This window comes from Macrococcus sp. GL_134 (assembly GCF_057834705.1).
Window position 1 is genome coordinate 1,825,190 of record NZ_CM174409.1, and the last position, 17,603, is coordinate 1,842,792.

The following is a 17,603-nucleotide window of genomic DNA, read 5'->3' on the forward strand; positions in this document are numbered from 1 at the left end:
GATGGTTATGGCTGAGAACACAGATGAAACGAAGCACTATGACAGTAGTATGGACGGCATCGACCCGCAGGAAGGCGGCACGTCGAAGCCTGAGGACTTAACGAAAGACTATGACGAGAGCATCGACGGGATTGATGTGGAAGGTCATGGTCTCGTATCCGAACAGAAAGACCGTTTCACAGATCATGCCGACTACAAAGATGGCGTCGGAGAATAGCAAACAGCAGCGATGGTGCATCGCTGCTGTTTTTGTGTATGGAGTCGATTATTCGGCTACGATTTCTTGTGACGCCACATAGACTTTGAATGACTGCAGTAGATTTTCAGTGGTCTGTCTGCTGTCGACGGCTTGAATAGGATAGTATGTACCGCCTGCATCTTCTTCCGGCTGGCGATCAGTATAGGTGAAGGTGACTTTAGCGTCGCTATAATCCTGCTCTACTTGCTTTCGGTAACGTGCCTCCACTAGTGCGCGTGCGTCGTCAGCTGTCATTTCGACGGCCGATTCAGTCGTTGCTGCTTCAGTCGTCGGCCCTTCCGTTGGTGGCTTCGTCGTGCTTGCTGGGACAGGTTGAACTAACTGGTCATTAAAATCAGTGATCAGCATCGTGTTGTTATCTTTGTCGTAGCTGAGGTCATACACTGTAATGACTTTTGTCAGCTGGTCATCAGTTGCAGCTGATGACATCAGGCGTGTGACAGTGGCCTTTGACTTCGTTCCGTTGACAGTGATGTCTCCGACCGAAAATTCCGGGATAGTATAGCGGTCAAAGTGACCAGTCGGCATGGTCTTCTTAATATATTTCGCCGCTTCCGAATCTTTGTAGATATACGGCTTGAGCGCCTCATAGTCTCTATCACTGAATGCAGCGGGCACCGCTTTTAAGTAGTCATTGACCTGACGCTTCGTCAACGACTGATAGTCGACTTCTTCTGTTGCAGCGTCTTTTTTTGCTGTTTCTTTTTTCGCCGTTTCTTTTTTCGCTGTTTGCTGCGTCACTTGTTCTTCTTCCGTCTGGCCGCACGCAGCCAGCAGCAGAACTAGTAATAGACTGAGTTGTTTCATATCGTTTCCTCCGTTTCCATTAAATGCGCCGCCCCGTGACCATCCGCATGATTACTGCTGCACAAAAAGCGGCGGCAACAATAAGCGTCCACGGACTGACAAGCGTTGATACAGCTGCAGTGGGCTCCACACCGTACCAGACGATTCTGAGCACTGCGAGCAGGACACGGTGCAGCAGCATGAGTGCGAGCAGCAGCGTCACTGTCAGCCCCTTTCTTGCACAGTAGAGGACACCGCAGATGAACAGGACCGTCACAACCATTTCCATTTAGTTCTGTCTGAAGACATCGAAGTTGATGACTTTTTTCTCTTTTTCTTCTTCTTCCACTTTTTCGCGTTCTTCTGTCGCTTCTCTTACTTCTTCCACTGTCATACCACCATATATCCAGAGGCGTGTCGTATCCAATGTTTTGACGAACAGTGACTCGAACATGTCGAATTCCTGTGTCGATAAGTTTTTCGCGAACATGTTGATCAGTTCTTCCATCGTCACGTTGGCATCGTTACTTGCGATGATCAGGAAGACAGCAGCATCCATGAGTTCATCGCGTTCTTCTTTTGGCAGTTCTTGCGTATGTGTTTCGATGAACGTCAATAAATCCTGCATTTCCTGAGTGTGTCTATGATGGTCAGGTCCGGCATACAGACCAAGCTCTTCCAATGACGCCGGATGATAATAATAGTTCGGTGAATACGGCGGTGTCTCTTCGCCTTCGTACCCTTCGTAGATTGCCGGCATCATGACGACATCATTGACACGTTTCAAGCCAAGAATGGCGATCCACTCATTGAATTTTTCAATCGGCAGCGGTTCGCCGAAATAATCGTTGTAGAGGCGTGCCACGTGCTGTTCATGTACATAGCCGTACAAAAATAAGACTCCTGTCAGAAATGTTTTTTCGTTGTCGACATGCGTCCGCTCTGCTTCGATCTCTTTGATGTCGAGCTTGTTGATTTCTTCTGTCAAGTCAGACGGAATCATCAGCCCTTTCTTACTTTCGAACATCAGCAGCAGCTGCAGCGCAAACGGCATGCGGTCAGCAGGCATCGGCACAAATTCGTGACCGGCTTTGACTGCTTTCATATAAATGCCGTATTCGTCTTCCGGCATCATCACCAGCATTTGCGAAATATAGTCAGTCTCAAGGACCTCCTGTCTGATTGATTCAATCAGTTCAATGCGGTGAATATCGCCGACGTCTTCCTTTTCAAATAAATAGCTGTATATCAATTTTAAATCCTGGTCGCTTAAATTCATCAATGCTTCTCTATAATCCATGGTAATCATTCCCGTTAATATATTTTGTCTTCATTATAAGTGAATTGACTCATATTCACAAAGAAAGATTTTAGAATATTGTGTAATCGTACATGCACTGAAGATTGAAACATCTTTCTTGACGAAGCTTTGTTATCCGTCATACTGGTAGTTAAGGCAAATTTTACGAATGCAGGGAGGTACTTATGCATAAAAATATCACACTTACCATCTTACTATCGATTATGTTCATTATTTTCCTCGGTATCGGGCTCGTCATTCCTGTACTGCCGACCATTATGAATGAACTTCATCTCAGCGGGGCAGCGGTCGGTTATATGACAGCTGCGTTTGCGTTGACTCAGCTGATTATTTCGCCGTTTGCGGGACAGGCAGTGGACCGTTACGGCCGTAAGCTGATGATCATCAGCGGCCTCATCGTCTTCAGTGTATCAGAACTGCTCTTCGGTCTCAGCACAGCTATTGAATGGCTGTTTGTGTCGCGTATACTTGGCGGGATGAGTGCAGCATTCATCATGCCCGCTGTAACAGCATTTATCGCAGACGTCACGACCGATCAGATGCGGGCGAAGGCAATCGGCTATATGTCTGCTGCCATCAGTACCGGACTGATTATCGGCCCGGGTATCGGCGGCTTTCTTGCTGGATTCGGTTCACGCGTGCCGTTTTTTGCGGCATCGGCCGTCGCACTGTTGATTGCGATTGTCGGCTTCATTATTCTGAAAGAACCGACACGTCAGAAGATGTCTGCTGACAAAGCAGTGTCTCACAACAGCAGCTTCAAAAAACTGATGAAACCGATGTTTCTCTATGCGTTTATCGTCATCTTGATTTCATCATTCGGACTCGCGGCGTTCGAATCATTTTTCAGCCTATATACGGACCACAAGTTCGGCTTCACACCATTTGATATAGCCGTCGCGATCACTGGCGGTGCTATCGTCGGTGCAGCCAGCCAGATTCTGCTGTTTGAACGACTGACCCGTAAAATCGGAGAAATCAATATTGTCAGATGGTCAATTGTCATCTCGATCGTTCTTGTCATGATGATGACAGTCGTCACTTCATACTGGATGATTCTGCTGGTCACATTCACCGTATTCATCGGATTTGATTTGATCCGACCGGCCATTACGACCTATTTATCACGCATTGCGGGCAGCGACCAGGGATTTGTCGGCGGGATGAATTCATTTTTCACCTCACTCGCCAACGTCCTCGGCCCGATTATCGGCGGCGTGCTCTTTGATATCAACTGGAACTATCCCTATTATTTCAGTGCTATTGTATTAGTAGTGGCGCTGGTCATCACCTATTTCTGGCGGATGGATGGAACAGCAGCATCTGCTTAATCAGTGATGTCGAAAATAGAATGAAACATGGCCCTCTAATCCTGTTTGAGGGCCATGTTTGTGCTGAATAGACGATTTTGTCTGAAACACGGCCCTCTAATCCTGTTTGAAGGCCATGTTTGTGCTGAATAGGTGATTTTGTCTGAAACATGGCCCTCTAATCCTGTTTGAGGGCCATGTTTATGCTGAATAGACGATTTTGTCTGAAACATGGCCCTCTAATCCAGTTTGAAGGCCATGTTTGCGCTGAATAGACGATTTTGTCTGAAACATGGCCCTCTAATCCTGTTTGAGGGCCATGTTTGTGCTGAATAGACGATTTTGTCTGAAACGTGGCCCTCTAATCCTGTTTGAGGGCCATGTTTGTGCTGAATAGACGATTTTGTCTGAAACATGGCCCTCTAATCCTGTTTGAAGGCCATGTTTGCGCTGAATAGACGATTTTGTCTGAAACATGGCCCTCTAATCCTGTTTGAGGGCCATGTTTGTGCTGAATAGACGATTTTGTCTGAAACGTGGCCCTCTAATCCTGTTTGAAGGCCATGTTTGTGCTGTTAATGTCATCACTCTACGCTGAACTTATAAATCGTTGCTGACTGGAATGTTTCTGAACCGATGATTCTTATCTCACCGAACTGCGGTTGATTGATGGCGTCCGGTAATACTTGTGTTTCTAGTGCAATACCGTAGCCGCTGCCGACATGGAAGCCATTTTGTGCGGTAAAATCGACTCCCCCTGCTGAATAGACGATCACTGCGGGGCGGTCTGTCTGAATAGTGACTGTCCGTCCTGACTCCGGTTCACGGAGTCGAATTCTGTCGTCATCCTGCTTACCGTCCAGCACATAAGGTGTATCGAGTCCTTCGACAACAGGCCTTTCAGTGCTGTAATCTGTTTGTTCTTCAACATCGATTAGTCGTCCTGTCGGTATCAGCTCATCATCAGTCTCCGCTATTTGATGACTATCTATGGTGAGCAGATGATTCATGATATCCCGCGTCATGCCGTTCAAGTTGAAATACGTGTGGTTCGACGGATTGAACAATGTATCTTCATCAGTGACGGCCTGATAATGAACGGTCCACTCATTCGCGTCATTGATAGTATGAGTTACCTGCACCCGCATATTGCCCGGGTAATGGTCGTCTTCAGACTTAAGTACTGTCGTCATGATCAACGCAATCTCATGACCGTTCTCATGGCGACTGATTTCTGTCTCATAGACGCGGTAACTCATGCCGTGCGTCCCGCCGTGCAGATGGTGCGGTGGCATATTTTGTTGCAGCTGATACGTCTTACCTGCAAGCTCGAATGTCCCGTGACTAATTCTTCCCGCCACTCTGCCAATCGTCATCCCAAAAAAGCCGCTGCTGTCGATATAATCTTGAGCGCTGTCAAAACCGATGACAACATTATCTCGCTGTCCTTCTTTGTCCGGCATGATAACACTGTGCAAAGTCGCTCCAAAATCAAGAAATGAGAACGCCATCGTGTCAGTGGTTATCGTATATTTTGTAATCGCTTTCCCTTGATATTCATCAAAATGTTCAGTCGTTACTTTCACTGATCATCGCCTCCTTCCTACTATCTACCCATATTCCAAAGTGTTCAAAGACGCCTCCAGCAGCTTAAAAAGTAAACATATAACTTATTTTTCTCTATGTTAATAATTCAATATTATGGAAATTAACTATTGTGAAATACATTATTGATTATTTAAAATAAATAAAAAGTTGTGCAACAGCCTATACATTATGTCCATTATCAATAAAATAATTGTTTTATTACAATACTTTTAGTGATAAGCTTAAATATAATATAATAGAAGCGATTATAGTCAGGAGGGAACCTTAATGAGAATGCAGCATGAATATGAAATATTCGATTACCTCGGTAATCGCTGGGTATGTTCCATCCATAATAATGACGATTATAGAGATGCCCCTGCGTTCATGCGTTTACGCTGTCGCACGTTAGGGTTCGACAGGATTATGGATACATTAAACGATGACCAGACATTGCTCAGAGTGCTGAAGTTCATTACTACCTACCATAATTCTGCATCAGATGATAAGAAACATCCGATCACCATTGCTCATGACACTATTATTCATATGAATGACGACATTATCGTTTAACAAACAACGCGCCGCTCTGAATGTACAGAGCGGCGCGTTGTTGTTATCTTAAGGCAGGAAACAGCAGTATAGACAAAAAGAGCATCAGCATCACAGCAATGCTGATGTAACCGAAGCGACGGTCGGCTTCAGTCAATGTCACGTGCTGCGTTTCTTTGACCTGTCTTCTGTATTTGCTGTTTTTAATGCGGTTCACGACGACAAGCACTAGCATGAGGATCATGAACGCCATCATATACGGCGATTCCCAGCCTGCAAATTTCAAGGACAGTACAAGGACGGTGCTGAGCAGCAGCGCCACGATATTTGAATAGTCCAGTATCGTTAAAAATTTCATTGATTCCACTCCATCTCACTGACTTAACTATTAGTATACGTCATTCAGTCGGTCAATTGATAACATCTGTTCATTTTTATGCATTAAAACATCTATAATATTCAAATTCCAAATAACGTCAATTTTTAATAGCGGAGTAATAGCGCTATATGATTAAATTTAATTAACAAGTGATATGAAAAGAGCGTGAGATAATGATGTATCCTCAATTGACTAACTTCAAATATGTCGTCAATGCCTGTACACTTCTCGGTAAGTTACGCGTACTCGCTGGTTATTCTATCGCTGAAGCGGCTGACTATGCAGAGCTGACTGAACGTGAACTCGTTGACATGGAATCAGGTGTGAATCCTGCTGTTGATTTTAATTTAATTGAATCTTTGTGCCAGTTGTACGGTGTAGACGTCAACAAAGTAGTGGCATAAAAAAGCTGGGCTCAAACGATGAGCCCAGCTTTTTTTAGCCTGCATATAACATCATAAAGAGAATCAGGATGATGGCGTCAAAAATGTGACGCGCCCGGTTCTCTCTCAGACGATTGGTGTCGAGACTATCCAGCAGCCCTACGATTAACAGAGCAGCGAGGGTCAGAATGATATATAATCCAATTTCGACTGATGTAAACCATCGCGCTAAAATCATAATGATAACAGCGATGTTAAGGATGCGGTAGATGGAACCCCACATAATTTTTGGTCTATTGCTTGTTTCTTTATTCATTTAAATCTCCTTCGTGTTGCATATACTTATCTACTAGTGTACACGGATTCGGAGATAATGATAAGCAAATCGGCTTGTATCAGGCTTCCAGATATTTTTCAATATCCCCTTTTAATTTTTCAGGTTCTGTTTGAGGCGCATAGCGGGCGATGACATTTCCTTCTTTGTCCACGAGAAACTTAGTGAAGTTCCATTTAATCGCGCTGCCGAGCATCCCTTTCGTTTCGTCTTTCAAGTATTTGAAGAGCGGATTCGTGTCGCTGCCGTTGACGTTGATCTTCTCGTGCATCGGGAACGTGACACCATAGTTCAGACGGCAGGCAGCCTCCGCTTCCTCAGCAGATCCCGGTTCCTGATTCGCAAACTGATTGCACGGGAATCCAAGCACCATCAGCCCGCGGTCCTTATATTCCTGGTACAGTTTCTCAAGACCGTCAAACTGACCGCTCAAGCCGCATTTACTTGCTGTGTTGACGATCAATAATACTTGTCCTTTATATTTATCGAGTTGATAAGTTTCGTTCTTGCTGTCTGTCGCTTCAAATTGATACACTGACATATAAATCTCTCCTCTTTTTGAGCACTGATAATTACACACTCATTATAGCAATTAAATGATAGGAGTAATAATATATTGATTAAGAGGTAATGAAAACCCCGTGCAGATGCACGGGGTTATTGCATGAGCTTGTAGGCACCAACACCTACTGCCAAGTCGTAATAAGAAGCTCCTACAGATTTGAATATAGTGATGTCATTGATATGTTGTCTTGAAACTTGCTGAGAAATAAGATCAGTTAATGAGAGGGCTTCATTCCAGTTGAATCGTCCTAACGCTTCTGCTTCTATAAATTCTCCTGCTTCATATTTTGCACCTTCCCAATCATCAAGAACAATGAGATCTGCAGCAGCAATCGTATCAACATTAATTTCACGCATGGATGGCAAGTAAGAACCAAGACCATTAATGTGCGTGCCTTGCTTAACCGCACGATGATCAAAAACCGCTTCATGTGATTTAGTCGCACAATTAATAATATCAGCCTGTGCTGTTAATTGATTGACTTCTGATACTACTTCAATATCGGCATCGACGGCTGCTGACCGCAACTGCTCTGCAAATAATTGTGCTTTCTCCATGGTCCGATTATATAACAGTATCTTCTTTACAGTTCTCACTGCGAGCACACCTAATAATTGTTCAAAAGCCATTCCCCCCGTCCCTATGACACCTACAACTTCAGCGTCCTGCCGGGCAAGCGAATCTGTTGCTATACCGGTTATTGCTCCTGTTCTTAGTCGCGTCAAATAGCTTGCATCCAGCGTTGCAACATGTTTACCTGTCTTTAGCTCTGATAGTATTGACACTGCTTGAGAAGTTGACAATCCTTTGTCAGGGTTACCGGGAAATATGGAAATGATCTTAATCAGCGAAAAATTTTCTTTCAAATCCACACACGGCATATAGAGCATCGTGTTACCATCTGATTCAATCACTATTCTTTCTTCTGTTTTTATTTTGCCCGCTACTAAAGACATCAACGTCTCTTTCACATCTTTTATTGCATGCGTCATATGGTAATGATCCATGATTTCTTGTTCTGACATGAACTTCATATCGTCACTCCTAGTGATTAGTCGTATCGCTTTGTTTGTTCTCTTTGATTGTCGCGACAGAAGCTATTGAAATGATGGCAACAACAATGATATAGACCGCAACTGGAATCCACGAGCCCTTAAACTGTTCCATTAAATAAGTTGCTATCAGTGGAGCTGTCCCCCCTGCTAATGCTGCGCCCAGCTGATAGCCTAATGTGACACCAGTATATCTGACTTCTTTTGAGAACACTTCTGAAAACATCGTTCCAAGAACTGCTGTAATAGGTGACCAGATGACGCTCAAGCCGATGATTGTACCTATTAATAAGGCAGCAACATTACCTTGATTGATGATGAGAAAATAAGGAAATGCGAATGCAATCATGCCGAATGCACCCATCATATAGAGCTTCTTGCGGCCCACTCTGTCACTTAATGAACCGTAAATCGGAATTAACAGCGTCGTTAAAATGGCAGCAGTCAAGACGACCAGCATGACTGAGTCAAAGTGAATATTCAATGTGTTTGTCGCATAACCTACTACAAATGTTCCAAAGATATAGAATGGTGCTGTCTCAATAAATTTTGCACCAGTTGTTACCAGCACTTCTTTCCAGTGATATTTAAATGTATCTACCAGCGGTACTCGAGGAACTTTTCCTGATTCCAGTGTCTCTCTGAATTCAGGTGTTTCATCTAAACCTTTACGAATCCATAGACCAAATGCAACAAGAATACCACTGAATATAAATGGAAGTCTCCAGCCGAAACTTGCAAATTGTTCTTCAGACAATAATGTTGTCATTAAATAAAAAGATAAAGAGCCAAGTACCATTCCAATAGTGACACCCATTTGAGGAACGCTACCGAAAAAGCCCCTTTTCTCTTCCGGCGCGTACTCAGTAGCGAGCAGCAATGCGCCTCCCCACTCTCCACCGATGCCGAGCCCTTGAACCAATCGACATAATAATAGAAGTAACGGCGCCCAGATCCCTATTTGTGAATAGTTAGGCAGCAGTCCAATGACGACTGTTGCTATACCCATCAATGTCAATGTAAGCACTAAAGTTTGTTTGCGGCCTACTCTGTCACCAATATGAGCAAATACAATGCCGCCAAACGGACGGATGAAAAATGATAACGCCAATCCAAAATAGGCGATCATTGTTGAGACCGCAGGATCATCAGTGACGAAAAACTGCGTATTGAAGATAATGCTCGCTACTGATGCATACAAGAAGAAATCAAACCATTCGATAGATGACCCGACTAAACTTGCAGTTAATACTTTTCTTTGTAACCTTTTGTCCATATACAACACCCCTTTGTGTTAACTTTAAAATTTAAGTATTACTTAAATAATAGTTTTAACTGAATTTTCTGTCAACTATATTTTTTCAGCTCATCTCTCTGACAGAGTTTGATATAATAGCATTAATTCAAAAGGAGGTTCATGTATGACTTTAGGGAAGCGGATTAGAGCCATAAGAAAAGAAAAAAAATTAACATTAAAATACGTTTCTGAAAAAACACAGCTTTCTATTGCATTTTTATCTCAGCTCGAGACTAATAAATGCAATGCCACTATGGCCACTTTAAGAAAGATTGCCGATGTACTCAACGTTCATCCCAGTCTTTTCTTCGAATATAACGACCTTGAAGATCCATCATCTTCTGCAGGTAACTTTGGTTATGTGAATTTAGCCAACGAGGCAGACGCACACTTCACCCCTATCAAAGTAACGATACATCCTAATCATAGTGTGATTGAAACTGTGACTCACCCGGGTCATGAGTTCGTTTATTGTTTAATCGGTACTCTGACATTGATAGTAGGCGATCAGCAATTTCATCTGTCATCCGGTCAGTCCTATATGTACGATGCAGAACAGCCGCATTACTGGTATAACCATACTGATGAACAAGTTGAGTTTCTTGTCGTCAATGAAAGTTACAAGAAATGACAAAACCCCGTGCAGAGGCACGGGGTTTTCATTATTTTTTGAATCTGCTGACGTTTCGGCTTTTTCTGCGTTTCTTACTTTTCTTTTTGACCTGTTTGTTGATGACGCGTTTTTCCTGTGTCTGAGCCGGCGTTTTTGCGACTGTTTCAGCGACTTCTATCATCTTGTGGCCGCCGAGATGCCAGTTGCGGATTGTTCTGAATGCCGCGATCATATACAGTTCTGTCGGCTGCTTTGGCACTGGTGTCAAAATGCCTTCGCTGACAAGATCCGTAATGATGTTCATCAAGTTTTTCGGATGATCCATCACTTTCATCATGACGATCAAGGAATCTGTCAGATCTTTGCGGCGCATCGGGCTCGTCAAATAATCGTCCAGGTAGCTGAGCAAGGCGTTCAGCTCTTCAGTGCCCGGGTGATATTCAAAGGCGAAATATTTCTGGAATTCTTCCCAGCTGTCAGGTAGATAATACATGCGCTCTTTGTCTACACCTTCACCGCTGAACATCCCTTCAGACATCAATGGGTTTAATATGAAGTTGTCTTTCAGCGTTGCTACACCGGACAGCTCGCTTTTCAATTCTTCCACTGTCATATCAATGTCGAAATACGTCTTCAGCACTTCTTTGTAATGCGCAAGCGAGAAATAACCATACAAGTTCACTGCGCTGACCAATGCTTTCACTTCATCGTCCTGTTCTTCTGCGCTGCTTTTCTCAACGACATATGCTCTTAAATATTCTTTGACGTCAGATGGCATGAAGGCATAGCTGCCATTTGTAAAGATCAGGTGCTGCGGCTGCATCCGGCCGTTGAATTCATCAGCAAAATGGTCTGAAATCAGCAGATGGTTCAGCACGTTGTACTCTTCCACCGACATATCATTGAACATTTTGTCTGCCGCTTCGTTGTCTTTGAACACGAATTCAGTGATCATCGTCACCAATGTATCCTTATTCTTATTGGAATAACCTTTGATTCCGAAGAATTTGCAGATGTCTTTTAATTCATCATTTTTCAGTTCAGTCAAATAGTGAGCAAGGGGCCGCTCAAATTTACGAATCTGGGCACTGTCCATAGTCGTCAAATCCAATTGTTTTTCTAACATCATACACCTCAACTAGTCTTCTACTTCTATTATAAATTCAGTATATACGTATACTGTTCATTCATATTCAATTATTAATTGTAACATACATAAAATCATGACGTCACATTGACTTTGAATTTATACCAAAATAGGTCGTGTAAGTGTCGCTGTTTCATCAAGGGCGAGAATCACACAGCCGGCCGATTTAATGATGCGAAAAATGAGCCCCCCTTTTTAGGCGGGCTCATTTTTTATAGTGCTTCGTGCACTGTCACCCATCGTTCAAGCAGCCGTCGTGTATAGGGCAGCCACATTTGGATGAAAGGTCCCATCATAAAAGTGACAAAAATAGTCCCGATAAAGACCGGGCCCCCGAGCAGCCAGCCGACAAGCAGCACGACGAGTTCCATGATGGTTCGCGCGGTCTTGAGATCTAATCGCGTCCGCTCAACCAGGAGCAGCATGAATGTATCACGCGGTCCCGCGCCGAGCTGCGGGGTAATATACAGCGCAATGCCGAATGTCATCACGATGATGCCAAGTATATACGTTATCATCTGCGCTGAAAATCCATGGACGTCCGGCAGCAAGCCGTTAAATATGTCGATGAATGTACCGATCGTCAGCATATTGACATAGACGCCGAGTCTCGGCAGGCGGTGTGTGAACAGCACTGTGAGCAGTATAACGACAATGCCCATGATAATACTCCAAAGACCGATCGTCAGACCGAACTGCTTCCATAATCCGTAATGAAGCACGTCCCAGCTGCTGAGGCCGAACTGCTTCCCTCTCAGCATAAGGGTGATGCCAAGCCCGATAATCGCAAGGCCGGTTACAAAAAACATCCATCTGACGCGATACTGTCCTACATACATTGTACTGCTCCTTTTATTTTACTTTCTTCTGGCAGAGATAATCAGCATCATAGGCCGTCTCAATTCATCTTTCATTTCCGGATTTTCGTCCATCAGTCGTTCTGATGGCACCGGCTCATCAATGCCTTTAATGACAAAATGATGTTCGATCAATACACTTAAATAATGAGCTAATGTTCTATGATATTTCGTAATAGGTTCCCCGAGGAAATTCGTCAGCCGTTCGCCTTCACGATGATAGTGATCGACGGGCCAGCTTACTTTGCTGCCGTCTTCGTCGTAAATCCAGTCCTGGGAACCATCTGCAGTATAGATTGGATGCTCCACACTGAACACAAACGTACCGTTGATCGTCAGTACTTCTTTCACTTGTTCGACGATATCATTGAAGCTCGGCAAGTAATGAAGGGCTAGACTGCTCATGACGACATCAAATTCATGTGCCTCAAAGCCAAGCTCTTCCAAGTTATCGAGACTTCCTCGAATATAAGTGACTTTGTCAGCGTTCGGCTGCGTCTGTGCGCGGTCGATCATCTTCTCAGAAATATCAATACCAACGACATGTGCTGCCCCTTGCTCCACCGCATATTCACAGTGCCAGCCGTAACCACAGCCGAGGTCAAGCACATGCGCACCTTCAAGATCAGGAATCATCTTCTGGAAAGCTTCCCACTCTCCTGCCGCTGTCAGTCCTTTTTGTGAGCGCGGCATCTCATCATATTTGTTGAAAAACGTCCTGTCATCAAAGAAATTATTAGCCATCGTTTCAGTCTCCTTAAATCCGTTCTGGATCGCTTAACACATATATACCACAAAAAAACCTTTCCAATCTGAAGTGCACCCCTAAAGTTGAACCTTAAAATTCAACTTTAGGGGTGTTTATTTTGAATAAAAAGCATGATCTTGATTTTAAATTAAAACTAATCAAAGAATATAAAGAAGGAAATATTGGTTATGATTCATTAAGTAACAAATATGATATCGATCCTTCACAACTAAAAACATGGACTTACCAATTTGATACCTTCGGTATTGACGGCCTTATATCCAGTATGACCAGAAAGAAATATTCAACAGATGAAAAATTAAGAATCATTCAGTATAGAATTACTAATCAACTTTCATATAAAGAAACTGCTAGAATCTTTGATATTACTAATCCTACTTTAATAGCTCAGTGGCAGATGAAATACAATCAATATGGTATCCTAGGTTTAGAATCAAAACCGAAGGGTCGTGCGTCTAAAACTATGAAAAATAAAAAGGTTGATAACACTAGTTTAAACGAAAGTGAACGACAAGAATTAATACGCTTACGTGAGGAAAACAGGAGATTAGAAATCGCAATTGCTCTCGAAAAAAAGTTACAATCCTTAGCTCGAAAAAATCAAACAAAGAAATAGTAGCTGCTATTATTGAGTTAAGGAATGAATCTAACTATAAGTTAAAAGAAATATTATCAGTAGCTATGATAGCGAAAAGTGTATACCATTATTGGAAATTACGACTTAGTGTCACTAAACATAAAGACAATTATTTAATTACTTTGATTAAAGAAATCATTAACAAACATAAAAATAGGATAGGTTATCGTACAGTAACCGACGAACTAAGAGAGTTAGGTTTTGTAGTTAACCATAAAAAAGTTCTTAGAATAATGAGAGAAAATAATTTACTTTGTACAAAGTTTAAGCATAGAAATAGAACATATAAGTCGTACAAAGGGAAAGTTGGCAAAACAGCTAAGAATAAATTGAATCGCAGATTCGTAACTAATCGCCCATATCAAAAATTACTTACTGATGTAACACAATTCAACATTAAAAATGGAACTAAGCTATATCTGTCAACAATTTTTGATGTATGTTCGAAAGAGATTATTTCTTATTCAATTAGTAAGCGTCCAACATTGGAATTCGTTATGGAATCATTGTTAAAAGCAATTAATGTAATTCCAGACCTTCCCTATAGAACTACAATCCATTCCGATCAAGGGTGGCAATATCAGCATAAATCTTGGGTACAATCTTTGAAAAAGAATAGAATTATTCAAAGCATGTCTAGAAAAGGTAATTGTCTTGATAATTCTCCGATGGAGAATTTCTTTGGTATTTTAAAACAAGAAATGTTTTATGGAGAAACATTTGATTCTTATGATGAACTAGAAGAGGAGATTATTGACTATATGGAGTATTATAATTTAGTCAGAAAGAAGAGAAAATTAAAAAGCAAGACTCCTGTAGAATACAGAAATCTTGCTTTAATGAAAGTAGCTTAATAAAAAGTTCAACTTTTTGGGTTCACTACAAAAGAAGGCACTCTCTTCGGGTTTTCGGTCTGTACTGAAATCAAGGTATTATTGGGAATCCCAGCTTAAATCATAGATACCGTAAGGGATTTTATTCTTTATTTAAAACTTTGCAACAGAACCTTTTATACCTTATTAGCTTTTATTGTTCTTGTTCATTGATATGAGTTAAGACTTGTTCGAGAATACTGAAAACATGAAGATCATCAAGACTGTAAACCATGCTTTTCCCTTCTCTTCTTGCCTTCACTAAACGTGAATCTTTCAATATTTTTAGTTGGTGTGAAATCGCGGACTGTTCCATATCCAATGCAAGCACAATGTTTCCAACACTGAGCTCTTCTTTCTGTAAAAGAAAGAGAATTGACAAGCGTGTAGGGTCACTAATCACTTTGAATACTTTGCTTATTGATTGGATCTTCTCTTTATTGATTGGCGAAGTTGTTGATGTATCCATATGATCTTATTCCTCTCACATGATTTTCCATTCATATATATATAATACCACATGAGTAAAACGATGCTAGTTTTTTGTTTATAGACAAAATTAAGACTTTTGTATCAGCAATAGTAGTCCATTTGAATAAGAAGCATCTTGTCTTGACAAAACTCATACAGTGAGTTATTATGATTTTGTAAACATATGAATGTAACTTCATATCTTTATCATAATCATTCCGATTTACAAATAAAAGGAGATGGAGACTGGATAAGCCCAAACCATATGAATCCTTGCCTTACTTAAGCAAACAAACGAGCTCAGAATTTGCAAGGCACAAAAAAGTCAACAAAAATCAAAGAAATTTAATAGAAAGGTGATAGAAATGGAAACTACCAAAGAGCAACATTCACAGGAAAAAGAGAAACATAACCACGACCATGATCACAATCACGGGAAGATGCCTATTATTCTATACTTTATTGGTTTGGCATTGGCAATTGTTGCATTGTTCTTAAGTGGAGAATATCAATTAATTAAAAACATCATGTTCTCACTCGCCACAATTAGTGCGGGCTATCATGTCATTGTTCTGGAAGGTCTTGGAGAGACAATTGAGAATACAAAAGCAAATAATAAGTTTACGCCTAATTCTCATATTTTAATGGGATTAGCGGCTATAGGAGCTTCAGCGATAGGGAATTTTTGGGAAGGAACGTTGTTGATTCTCATTTTTTCAGGCGCACATTTCCTGGAAGATTACGCTGAAGGAAGAAGTAGACGAGAAATAACGAAATTACTCGAAATGAACCCAACAACTGCTCGGTTAATTTTGCCTGATGGGAATACAAAGATTGTTGACGTCAGTGAATTAACAGTTGGGGACCAACTTCAAGTACTAAACGGTGACCAAGTACCCATTGATGGAGTCATTTTATCTGGCTCTACTTCCATTGATGAATCGTCTATTAATGGTGAAAGTATACCCAATGAAAAAACAAAAGGAGATACCGTTTTTGGGAGTACGATTAATGGGACAGGCACGTTTACAATGGAAGTCACCAAAGAAAACGAAGATACAGTATTTTCAAAAATTTTACAATTAGTGAACCAGAACCAAGATAATCAAACAAAAGCTGCGAGTATTATCCAAAAATTCGAACCGAAATACGTCACAGTTGTTTTAATTGCCATTCCCCTGTTCGTGTTATTGGCTCCTGTTCTACTTGATTGGACATGGTCACAAAGTATTTATAGGGGATTGGTTCTTTTAGTTGCAGCTTCACCCTGTGCTTTAGCAGCAGCTACCGTATCGGTAACCTTATCAACAACCTCTAACCTGGCCAAAAAAGGTGTCCTTTCAAAAGGTAGTTCTTATCTGTCTCAATTAGCTGATACTCAAGCAATTGCGTTTGATAAGACGGGAACTTTGACCAAAGGAAAACCAGAAGTAACCAATTATTATTTTGCCGATTCTGTGAATGAAGAAAATATTATTGATATCGTAGTGGCTCTTGAAAAAGAATCCAATCACCCTTTAGCAGATGCCATTCTAAGAAAGTTTGAACAAAAAAATAAGCTTACCATTGAAGTAGAAAATCAGATTGGTAAAGGGTTGACGGGAGATTATAACGGAAGAAATTATCGGATTGGAAAACCAACTTCGTTTGACAATGTTGAAAATGAATATATTCGTTTAAATAAGGAATGGGCATCAGAAGGTAAGACAGTCGTATACGTAGCAGAAGATGAGAATGTCATTGGACTTATAGCTCTCATGGACATTCCAAGTGAACATGCAAAAGAAACTATTAATTACTTTAAAGAACACGGCATACACACCACTTTAATTACTGGTGACTCAGAAATGACAGGAAAAGCAGTTGCAGAACAATTAGGAATAGATGAAGTAATCGCGAATGTCATGCCAGAAGATAAATCTCGAATTATTGACGAGCAAAAAGAGAAATACGGCGTAACAGCAATGGTGGGTGATGGTGTAAATGATGCCCCTGCCCTTGTTAATGCAGATGTAGGTATTGCCATGGGGGAAGGAACAGATGTAGCAGTAGAAGTGTCTGATTTGGTTTTAATGCAGAATAATTTATCCAAATTGGTACAATCTCATAATATTGCAACCAAAATGAATCGTGTCATTTGGCAAAATATTTTTTTCTCAATGGCCGTTGTTGTCTTTTTAATTATTGCTAGTTTCTTAGGTTTGACGGATATTGCAATTAGTGTCTTCCTTCATGAAGGAAGTACGTTGGTCGTTATTCTGAATGGACTTCGTTTATTAAAATCTAATTAATTCTATCAAAACCCATAAAGCTAGGGTATAGTAATAACTGTCTGAAGTTAATATGCCTTTAACGTTCTAAAAACGTTAGAGGCATATTTTTTATAAATTACTTTGTCTCAAAAATAATCGA

General features: G+C 41.4%; 21 protein-coding genes. 9 read left to right on the forward strand and 12 right to left on the reverse strand.

From position 1 onward, the window contains the following. Positions 1 to 7 precede the first annotated feature (7 nt). The gene (locus AC3IPL_RS09620) at positions 8 to 217 is read left to right on the forward strand and encodes a hypothetical protein (protein WP_489240849.1); all 210 of its coding nucleotides are present in this window, start codon (positions 8 to 10) and stop codon (positions 215 to 217) included. 48 nt (positions 218 to 265) lie between these two features. Here the strand turns inward: AC3IPL_RS09620 and AC3IPL_RS09625 are convergent, their stop codons facing one another. Further along, positions 266 to 1,066, reverse strand: coding sequence for a TcaA NTF2-like domain-containing protein (locus AC3IPL_RS09625; protein ID WP_489240850.1), 801 nt, complete (start codon positions 1,064 to 1,066; stop codon positions 266 to 268). 23 nt (positions 1,067 to 1,089) lie between these two features. Between AC3IPL_RS09625 and AC3IPL_RS09630 the strand changes: the two genes are divergently transcribed. After that, positions 1,090 to 1,293, forward strand: a complete 204-nt coding sequence (locus tag AC3IPL_RS09630; protein WP_489240851.1) for a hypothetical protein — start codon at positions 1,090 to 1,092, stop codon at positions 1,291 to 1,293. 41 nt (positions 1,294 to 1,334) lie between these two features. Here the strand turns inward: AC3IPL_RS09630 and AC3IPL_RS09635 are convergent, their stop codons facing one another. Beyond that, positions 1,335 to 2,345, reverse strand: a complete 1,011-nt coding sequence (locus AC3IPL_RS09635) for a hypothetical protein (RefSeq protein ID WP_489240852.1) — start codon at positions 2,343 to 2,345, stop codon at positions 1,335 to 1,337. Positions 2,346 to 2,530: 185 nt separating this feature from the next. Here AC3IPL_RS09635 and AC3IPL_RS09640 point away from each other — a divergent pair, with 185 nt between their 5' ends. Further along, positions 2,531 to 3,697 carry an MFS transporter gene (locus tag AC3IPL_RS09640; protein WP_489240853.1) on the forward strand — a complete coding sequence of 389 codons (1,167 nt, stop codon included), beginning with the start codon at positions 2,531 to 2,533 and terminating at the stop codon, positions 3,695 to 3,697. A 563-nt stretch (positions 3,698 to 4,260) separates the two neighbouring features. Here the strand turns inward: AC3IPL_RS09640 and AC3IPL_RS09645 are convergent. Beyond that, positions 4,261 to 5,262: an aldose epimerase family protein gene (locus AC3IPL_RS09645; protein ID WP_489240854.1), complete on the reverse strand. Its 1,002-nt coding sequence runs from the start codon at positions 5,260 to 5,262 to the stop codon at positions 4,261 to 4,263. Positions 5,263 to 5,551: 289 nt separating this feature from the next. On the opposite strand from AC3IPL_RS09645, the gene AC3IPL_RS09650 reads away from it, so the two are divergent. Then, positions 5,552 to 5,836, forward strand: coding sequence for a hypothetical protein (locus tag AC3IPL_RS09650; protein ID WP_489240855.1), 285 nt, complete (start codon positions 5,552 to 5,554; stop codon positions 5,834 to 5,836). A 43-nt stretch (positions 5,837 to 5,879) separates the two neighbouring features. On the opposite strand, the gene AC3IPL_RS09655 is transcribed toward AC3IPL_RS09650, so the two are convergent. Further along, positions 5,880 to 6,173 carry a hypothetical protein gene (locus AC3IPL_RS09655; protein ID WP_489240856.1) on the reverse strand — a complete coding sequence of 98 codons (294 nt, stop codon included), beginning with the start codon at positions 6,171 to 6,173 and terminating at the stop codon, positions 5,880 to 5,882. 194 nt (positions 6,174 to 6,367) lie between these two features. On the opposite strand from AC3IPL_RS09655, the gene AC3IPL_RS09660 reads away from it, so the two are divergent. After that, entirely contained in the window at positions 6,368 to 6,598 is a 231-nt protein-coding gene (locus AC3IPL_RS09660; RefSeq protein WP_489240857.1) for a helix-turn-helix domain-containing protein, read from the forward strand. A 34-nt stretch (positions 6,599 to 6,632) separates the two neighbouring features. Here the strand turns inward: AC3IPL_RS09660 and AC3IPL_RS09665 are convergent, their stop codons facing one another. From AC3IPL_RS09665 to AC3IPL_RS09680, 4 genes are all read right to left on the reverse strand, one after another. Next, positions 6,633 to 6,893, reverse strand: coding sequence for a hypothetical protein (locus AC3IPL_RS09665; protein ID WP_489240858.1), 261 nt, complete (start codon positions 6,891 to 6,893; stop codon positions 6,633 to 6,635). Positions 6,894 to 6,972: 79 nt separating this feature from the next. Further along, the gene (locus AC3IPL_RS09670) at positions 6,973 to 7,452 is read right to left on the reverse strand and encodes a glutathione peroxidase (RefSeq protein WP_489240859.1); all 480 of its coding nucleotides are present in this window, start codon (positions 7,450 to 7,452) and stop codon (positions 6,973 to 6,975) included. A gap of 116 nt (positions 7,453 to 7,568) precedes the next feature. Continuing rightward, the gene (locus AC3IPL_RS09675) at positions 7,569 to 8,510 is read right to left on the reverse strand and encodes an ornithine cyclodeaminase family protein (protein WP_489240860.1); all 942 of its coding nucleotides are present in this window, start codon (positions 8,508 to 8,510) and stop codon (positions 7,569 to 7,571) included. A 10-nt stretch (positions 8,511 to 8,520) separates the two neighbouring features. Beyond that, positions 8,521 to 9,804, reverse strand: coding sequence for an MFS transporter (locus AC3IPL_RS09680; protein ID WP_489240861.1), 1,284 nt, complete (start codon positions 9,802 to 9,804; stop codon positions 8,521 to 8,523). 145 nt (positions 9,805 to 9,949) lie between these two features. Here AC3IPL_RS09680 and AC3IPL_RS09685 point away from each other — a divergent pair, with 145 nt between their 5' ends. After that, positions 9,950 to 10,456, forward strand: a complete 507-nt coding sequence (locus AC3IPL_RS09685) for a helix-turn-helix domain-containing protein (RefSeq protein ID WP_489240862.1) — start codon at positions 9,950 to 9,952, stop codon at positions 10,454 to 10,456. Between the two features lie 31 nt (positions 10,457 to 10,487). Here the strand turns inward: AC3IPL_RS09685 and AC3IPL_RS09690 are convergent, their stop codons facing one another. The 3 genes from AC3IPL_RS09690 to AC3IPL_RS09700 all read right to left on the reverse strand — a co-directional run bounded on the left by AC3IPL_RS09690 (position 10,488) and on the right by AC3IPL_RS09700 (position 13,186). After that, a complete protein-coding gene (locus tag AC3IPL_RS09690) occupies positions 10,488 to 11,564 on the reverse strand; it encodes a hypothetical protein (RefSeq protein ID WP_489240863.1) in 1,077 nt (358 codons plus the stop codon). 233 nt (positions 11,565 to 11,797) lie between these two features. Beyond that, complete coding sequence (locus AC3IPL_RS09695) at positions 11,798 to 12,424, reverse strand: YczE/YyaS/YitT family protein (RefSeq protein ID WP_489240864.1); 627 nt, start codon at positions 12,422 to 12,424, stop codon at positions 11,798 to 11,800. Positions 12,425 to 12,442: 18 nt separating this feature from the next. Then, entirely contained in the window at positions 12,443 to 13,186 is a 744-nt protein-coding gene (locus AC3IPL_RS09700; protein ID WP_489240865.1) for a class I SAM-dependent methyltransferase, read from the reverse strand. 113 nt (positions 13,187 to 13,299) lie between these two features. Between AC3IPL_RS09700 and AC3IPL_RS09705 the strand changes: the two genes are divergently transcribed. Both AC3IPL_RS09705 and AC3IPL_RS09710 read left to right on the forward strand, forming a co-directional pair. After that, positions 13,300 to 13,827, forward strand: a complete 528-nt coding sequence (locus AC3IPL_RS09705; RefSeq protein WP_086039228.1) for a helix-turn-helix domain-containing protein — start codon at positions 13,300 to 13,302, stop codon at positions 13,825 to 13,827. A gap of 11 nt (positions 13,828 to 13,838) precedes the next feature. Then, positions 13,839 to 14,702 carry an IS3 family transposase gene (locus tag AC3IPL_RS09710; protein ID WP_232779643.1) on the forward strand — a complete coding sequence of 288 codons (864 nt, stop codon included), beginning with the start codon at positions 13,839 to 13,841 and terminating at the stop codon, positions 14,700 to 14,702. A 172-nt stretch (positions 14,703 to 14,874) separates the two neighbouring features. On the opposite strand, the gene AC3IPL_RS09715 is transcribed toward AC3IPL_RS09710, so the two are convergent. Continuing rightward, on the reverse strand, positions 14,875 to 15,189 hold the full coding sequence (locus tag AC3IPL_RS09715) for an ArsR/SmtB family transcription factor (RefSeq protein WP_048728532.1): 315 nt from the start codon (positions 15,187 to 15,189) through the stop codon (positions 14,875 to 14,877). Positions 15,190 to 15,556: 367 nt separating this feature from the next. Between AC3IPL_RS09715 and AC3IPL_RS09720 the strand changes: the two genes are divergently transcribed. Further along, positions 15,557 to 17,482 carry a heavy metal translocating P-type ATPase gene (locus AC3IPL_RS09720; RefSeq protein ID WP_162485230.1) on the forward strand — a complete coding sequence of 642 codons (1,926 nt, stop codon included), beginning with the start codon at positions 15,557 to 15,559 and terminating at the stop codon, positions 17,480 to 17,482. Positions 17,483 to 17,603 lie beyond the last annotated feature (121 nt).

Coding starts and splice junctions, on each gene's coding strand:
- AC3IPL_RS09620 (WP_489240849.1), top strand. CDS start 8: ATGGCTGAGAACACAGATGAAACGAAGCACTATGACAGTAGTATGGAC.
- AC3IPL_RS09625 (WP_489240850.1), bottom strand. CDS start 1,066: ATGAAACAACTCAGTCTATTACTAGTTCTGCTGCTGGCTGCGTGCGGC.
- AC3IPL_RS09630 (WP_489240851.1), top strand. CDS start 1,090: ATGCGCCGCCCCGTGACCATCCGCATGATTACTGCTGCACAAAAAGCG.
- AC3IPL_RS09635 (WP_489240852.1), bottom strand. CDS start 2,345: ATGGATTATAGAGAAGCATTGATGAATTTAAGCGACCAGGATTTAAAA.
- AC3IPL_RS09640 (WP_489240853.1), top strand. CDS start 2,531: ATGCATAAAAATATCACACTTACCATCTTACTATCGATTATGTTCATT.
- AC3IPL_RS09650 (WP_489240855.1), top strand. CDS start 5,552: ATGAGAATGCAGCATGAATATGAAATATTCGATTACCTCGGTAATCGC.
- AC3IPL_RS09655 (WP_489240856.1), bottom strand. CDS start 6,173: ATGAAATTTTTAACGATACTGGACTATTCAAATATCGTGGCGCTGCTG.
- AC3IPL_RS09660 (WP_489240857.1), top strand. CDS start 6,368: ATGATGTATCCTCAATTGACTAACTTCAAATATGTCGTCAATGCCTGT.
- AC3IPL_RS09665 (WP_489240858.1), bottom strand. CDS start 6,893: ATGAATAAAGAAACAAGCAATAGACCAAAAATTATGTGGGGTTCCATC.
- AC3IPL_RS09670 (WP_489240859.1), bottom strand. CDS start 7,452: ATGTCAGTGTATCAATTTGAAGCGACAGACAGCAAGAACGAAACTTAT.
- AC3IPL_RS09675 (WP_489240860.1), bottom strand. CDS start 8,510: ATGAAGTTCATGTCAGAACAAGAAATCATGGATCATTACCATATGACG.
- AC3IPL_RS09680 (WP_489240861.1), bottom strand. CDS start 9,804: ATGGACAAAAGGTTACAAAGAAAAGTATTAACTGCAAGTTTAGTCGGG.
- AC3IPL_RS09685 (WP_489240862.1), top strand. CDS start 9,950: ATGACTTTAGGGAAGCGGATTAGAGCCATAAGAAAAGAAAAAAAATTA.
- AC3IPL_RS09690 (WP_489240863.1), bottom strand. CDS start 11,564: ATGTTAGAAAAACAATTGGATTTGACGACTATGGACAGTGCCCAGATT.
- AC3IPL_RS09695 (WP_489240864.1), bottom strand. CDS start 12,424: ATGTATGTAGGACAGTATCGCGTCAGATGGATGTTTTTTGTAACCGGC.
- AC3IPL_RS09700 (WP_489240865.1), bottom strand. CDS start 13,186: ATGGCTAATAATTTCTTTGATGACAGGACGTTTTTCAACAAATATGAT.
- AC3IPL_RS09715 (WP_048728532.1), bottom strand. CDS start 15,189: ATGGATACATCAACAACTTCGCCAATCAATAAAGAGAAGATCCAATCA.
- AC3IPL_RS09720 (WP_162485230.1), top strand. CDS start 15,557: ATGGAAACTACCAAAGAGCAACATTCACAGGAAAAAGAGAAACATAAC.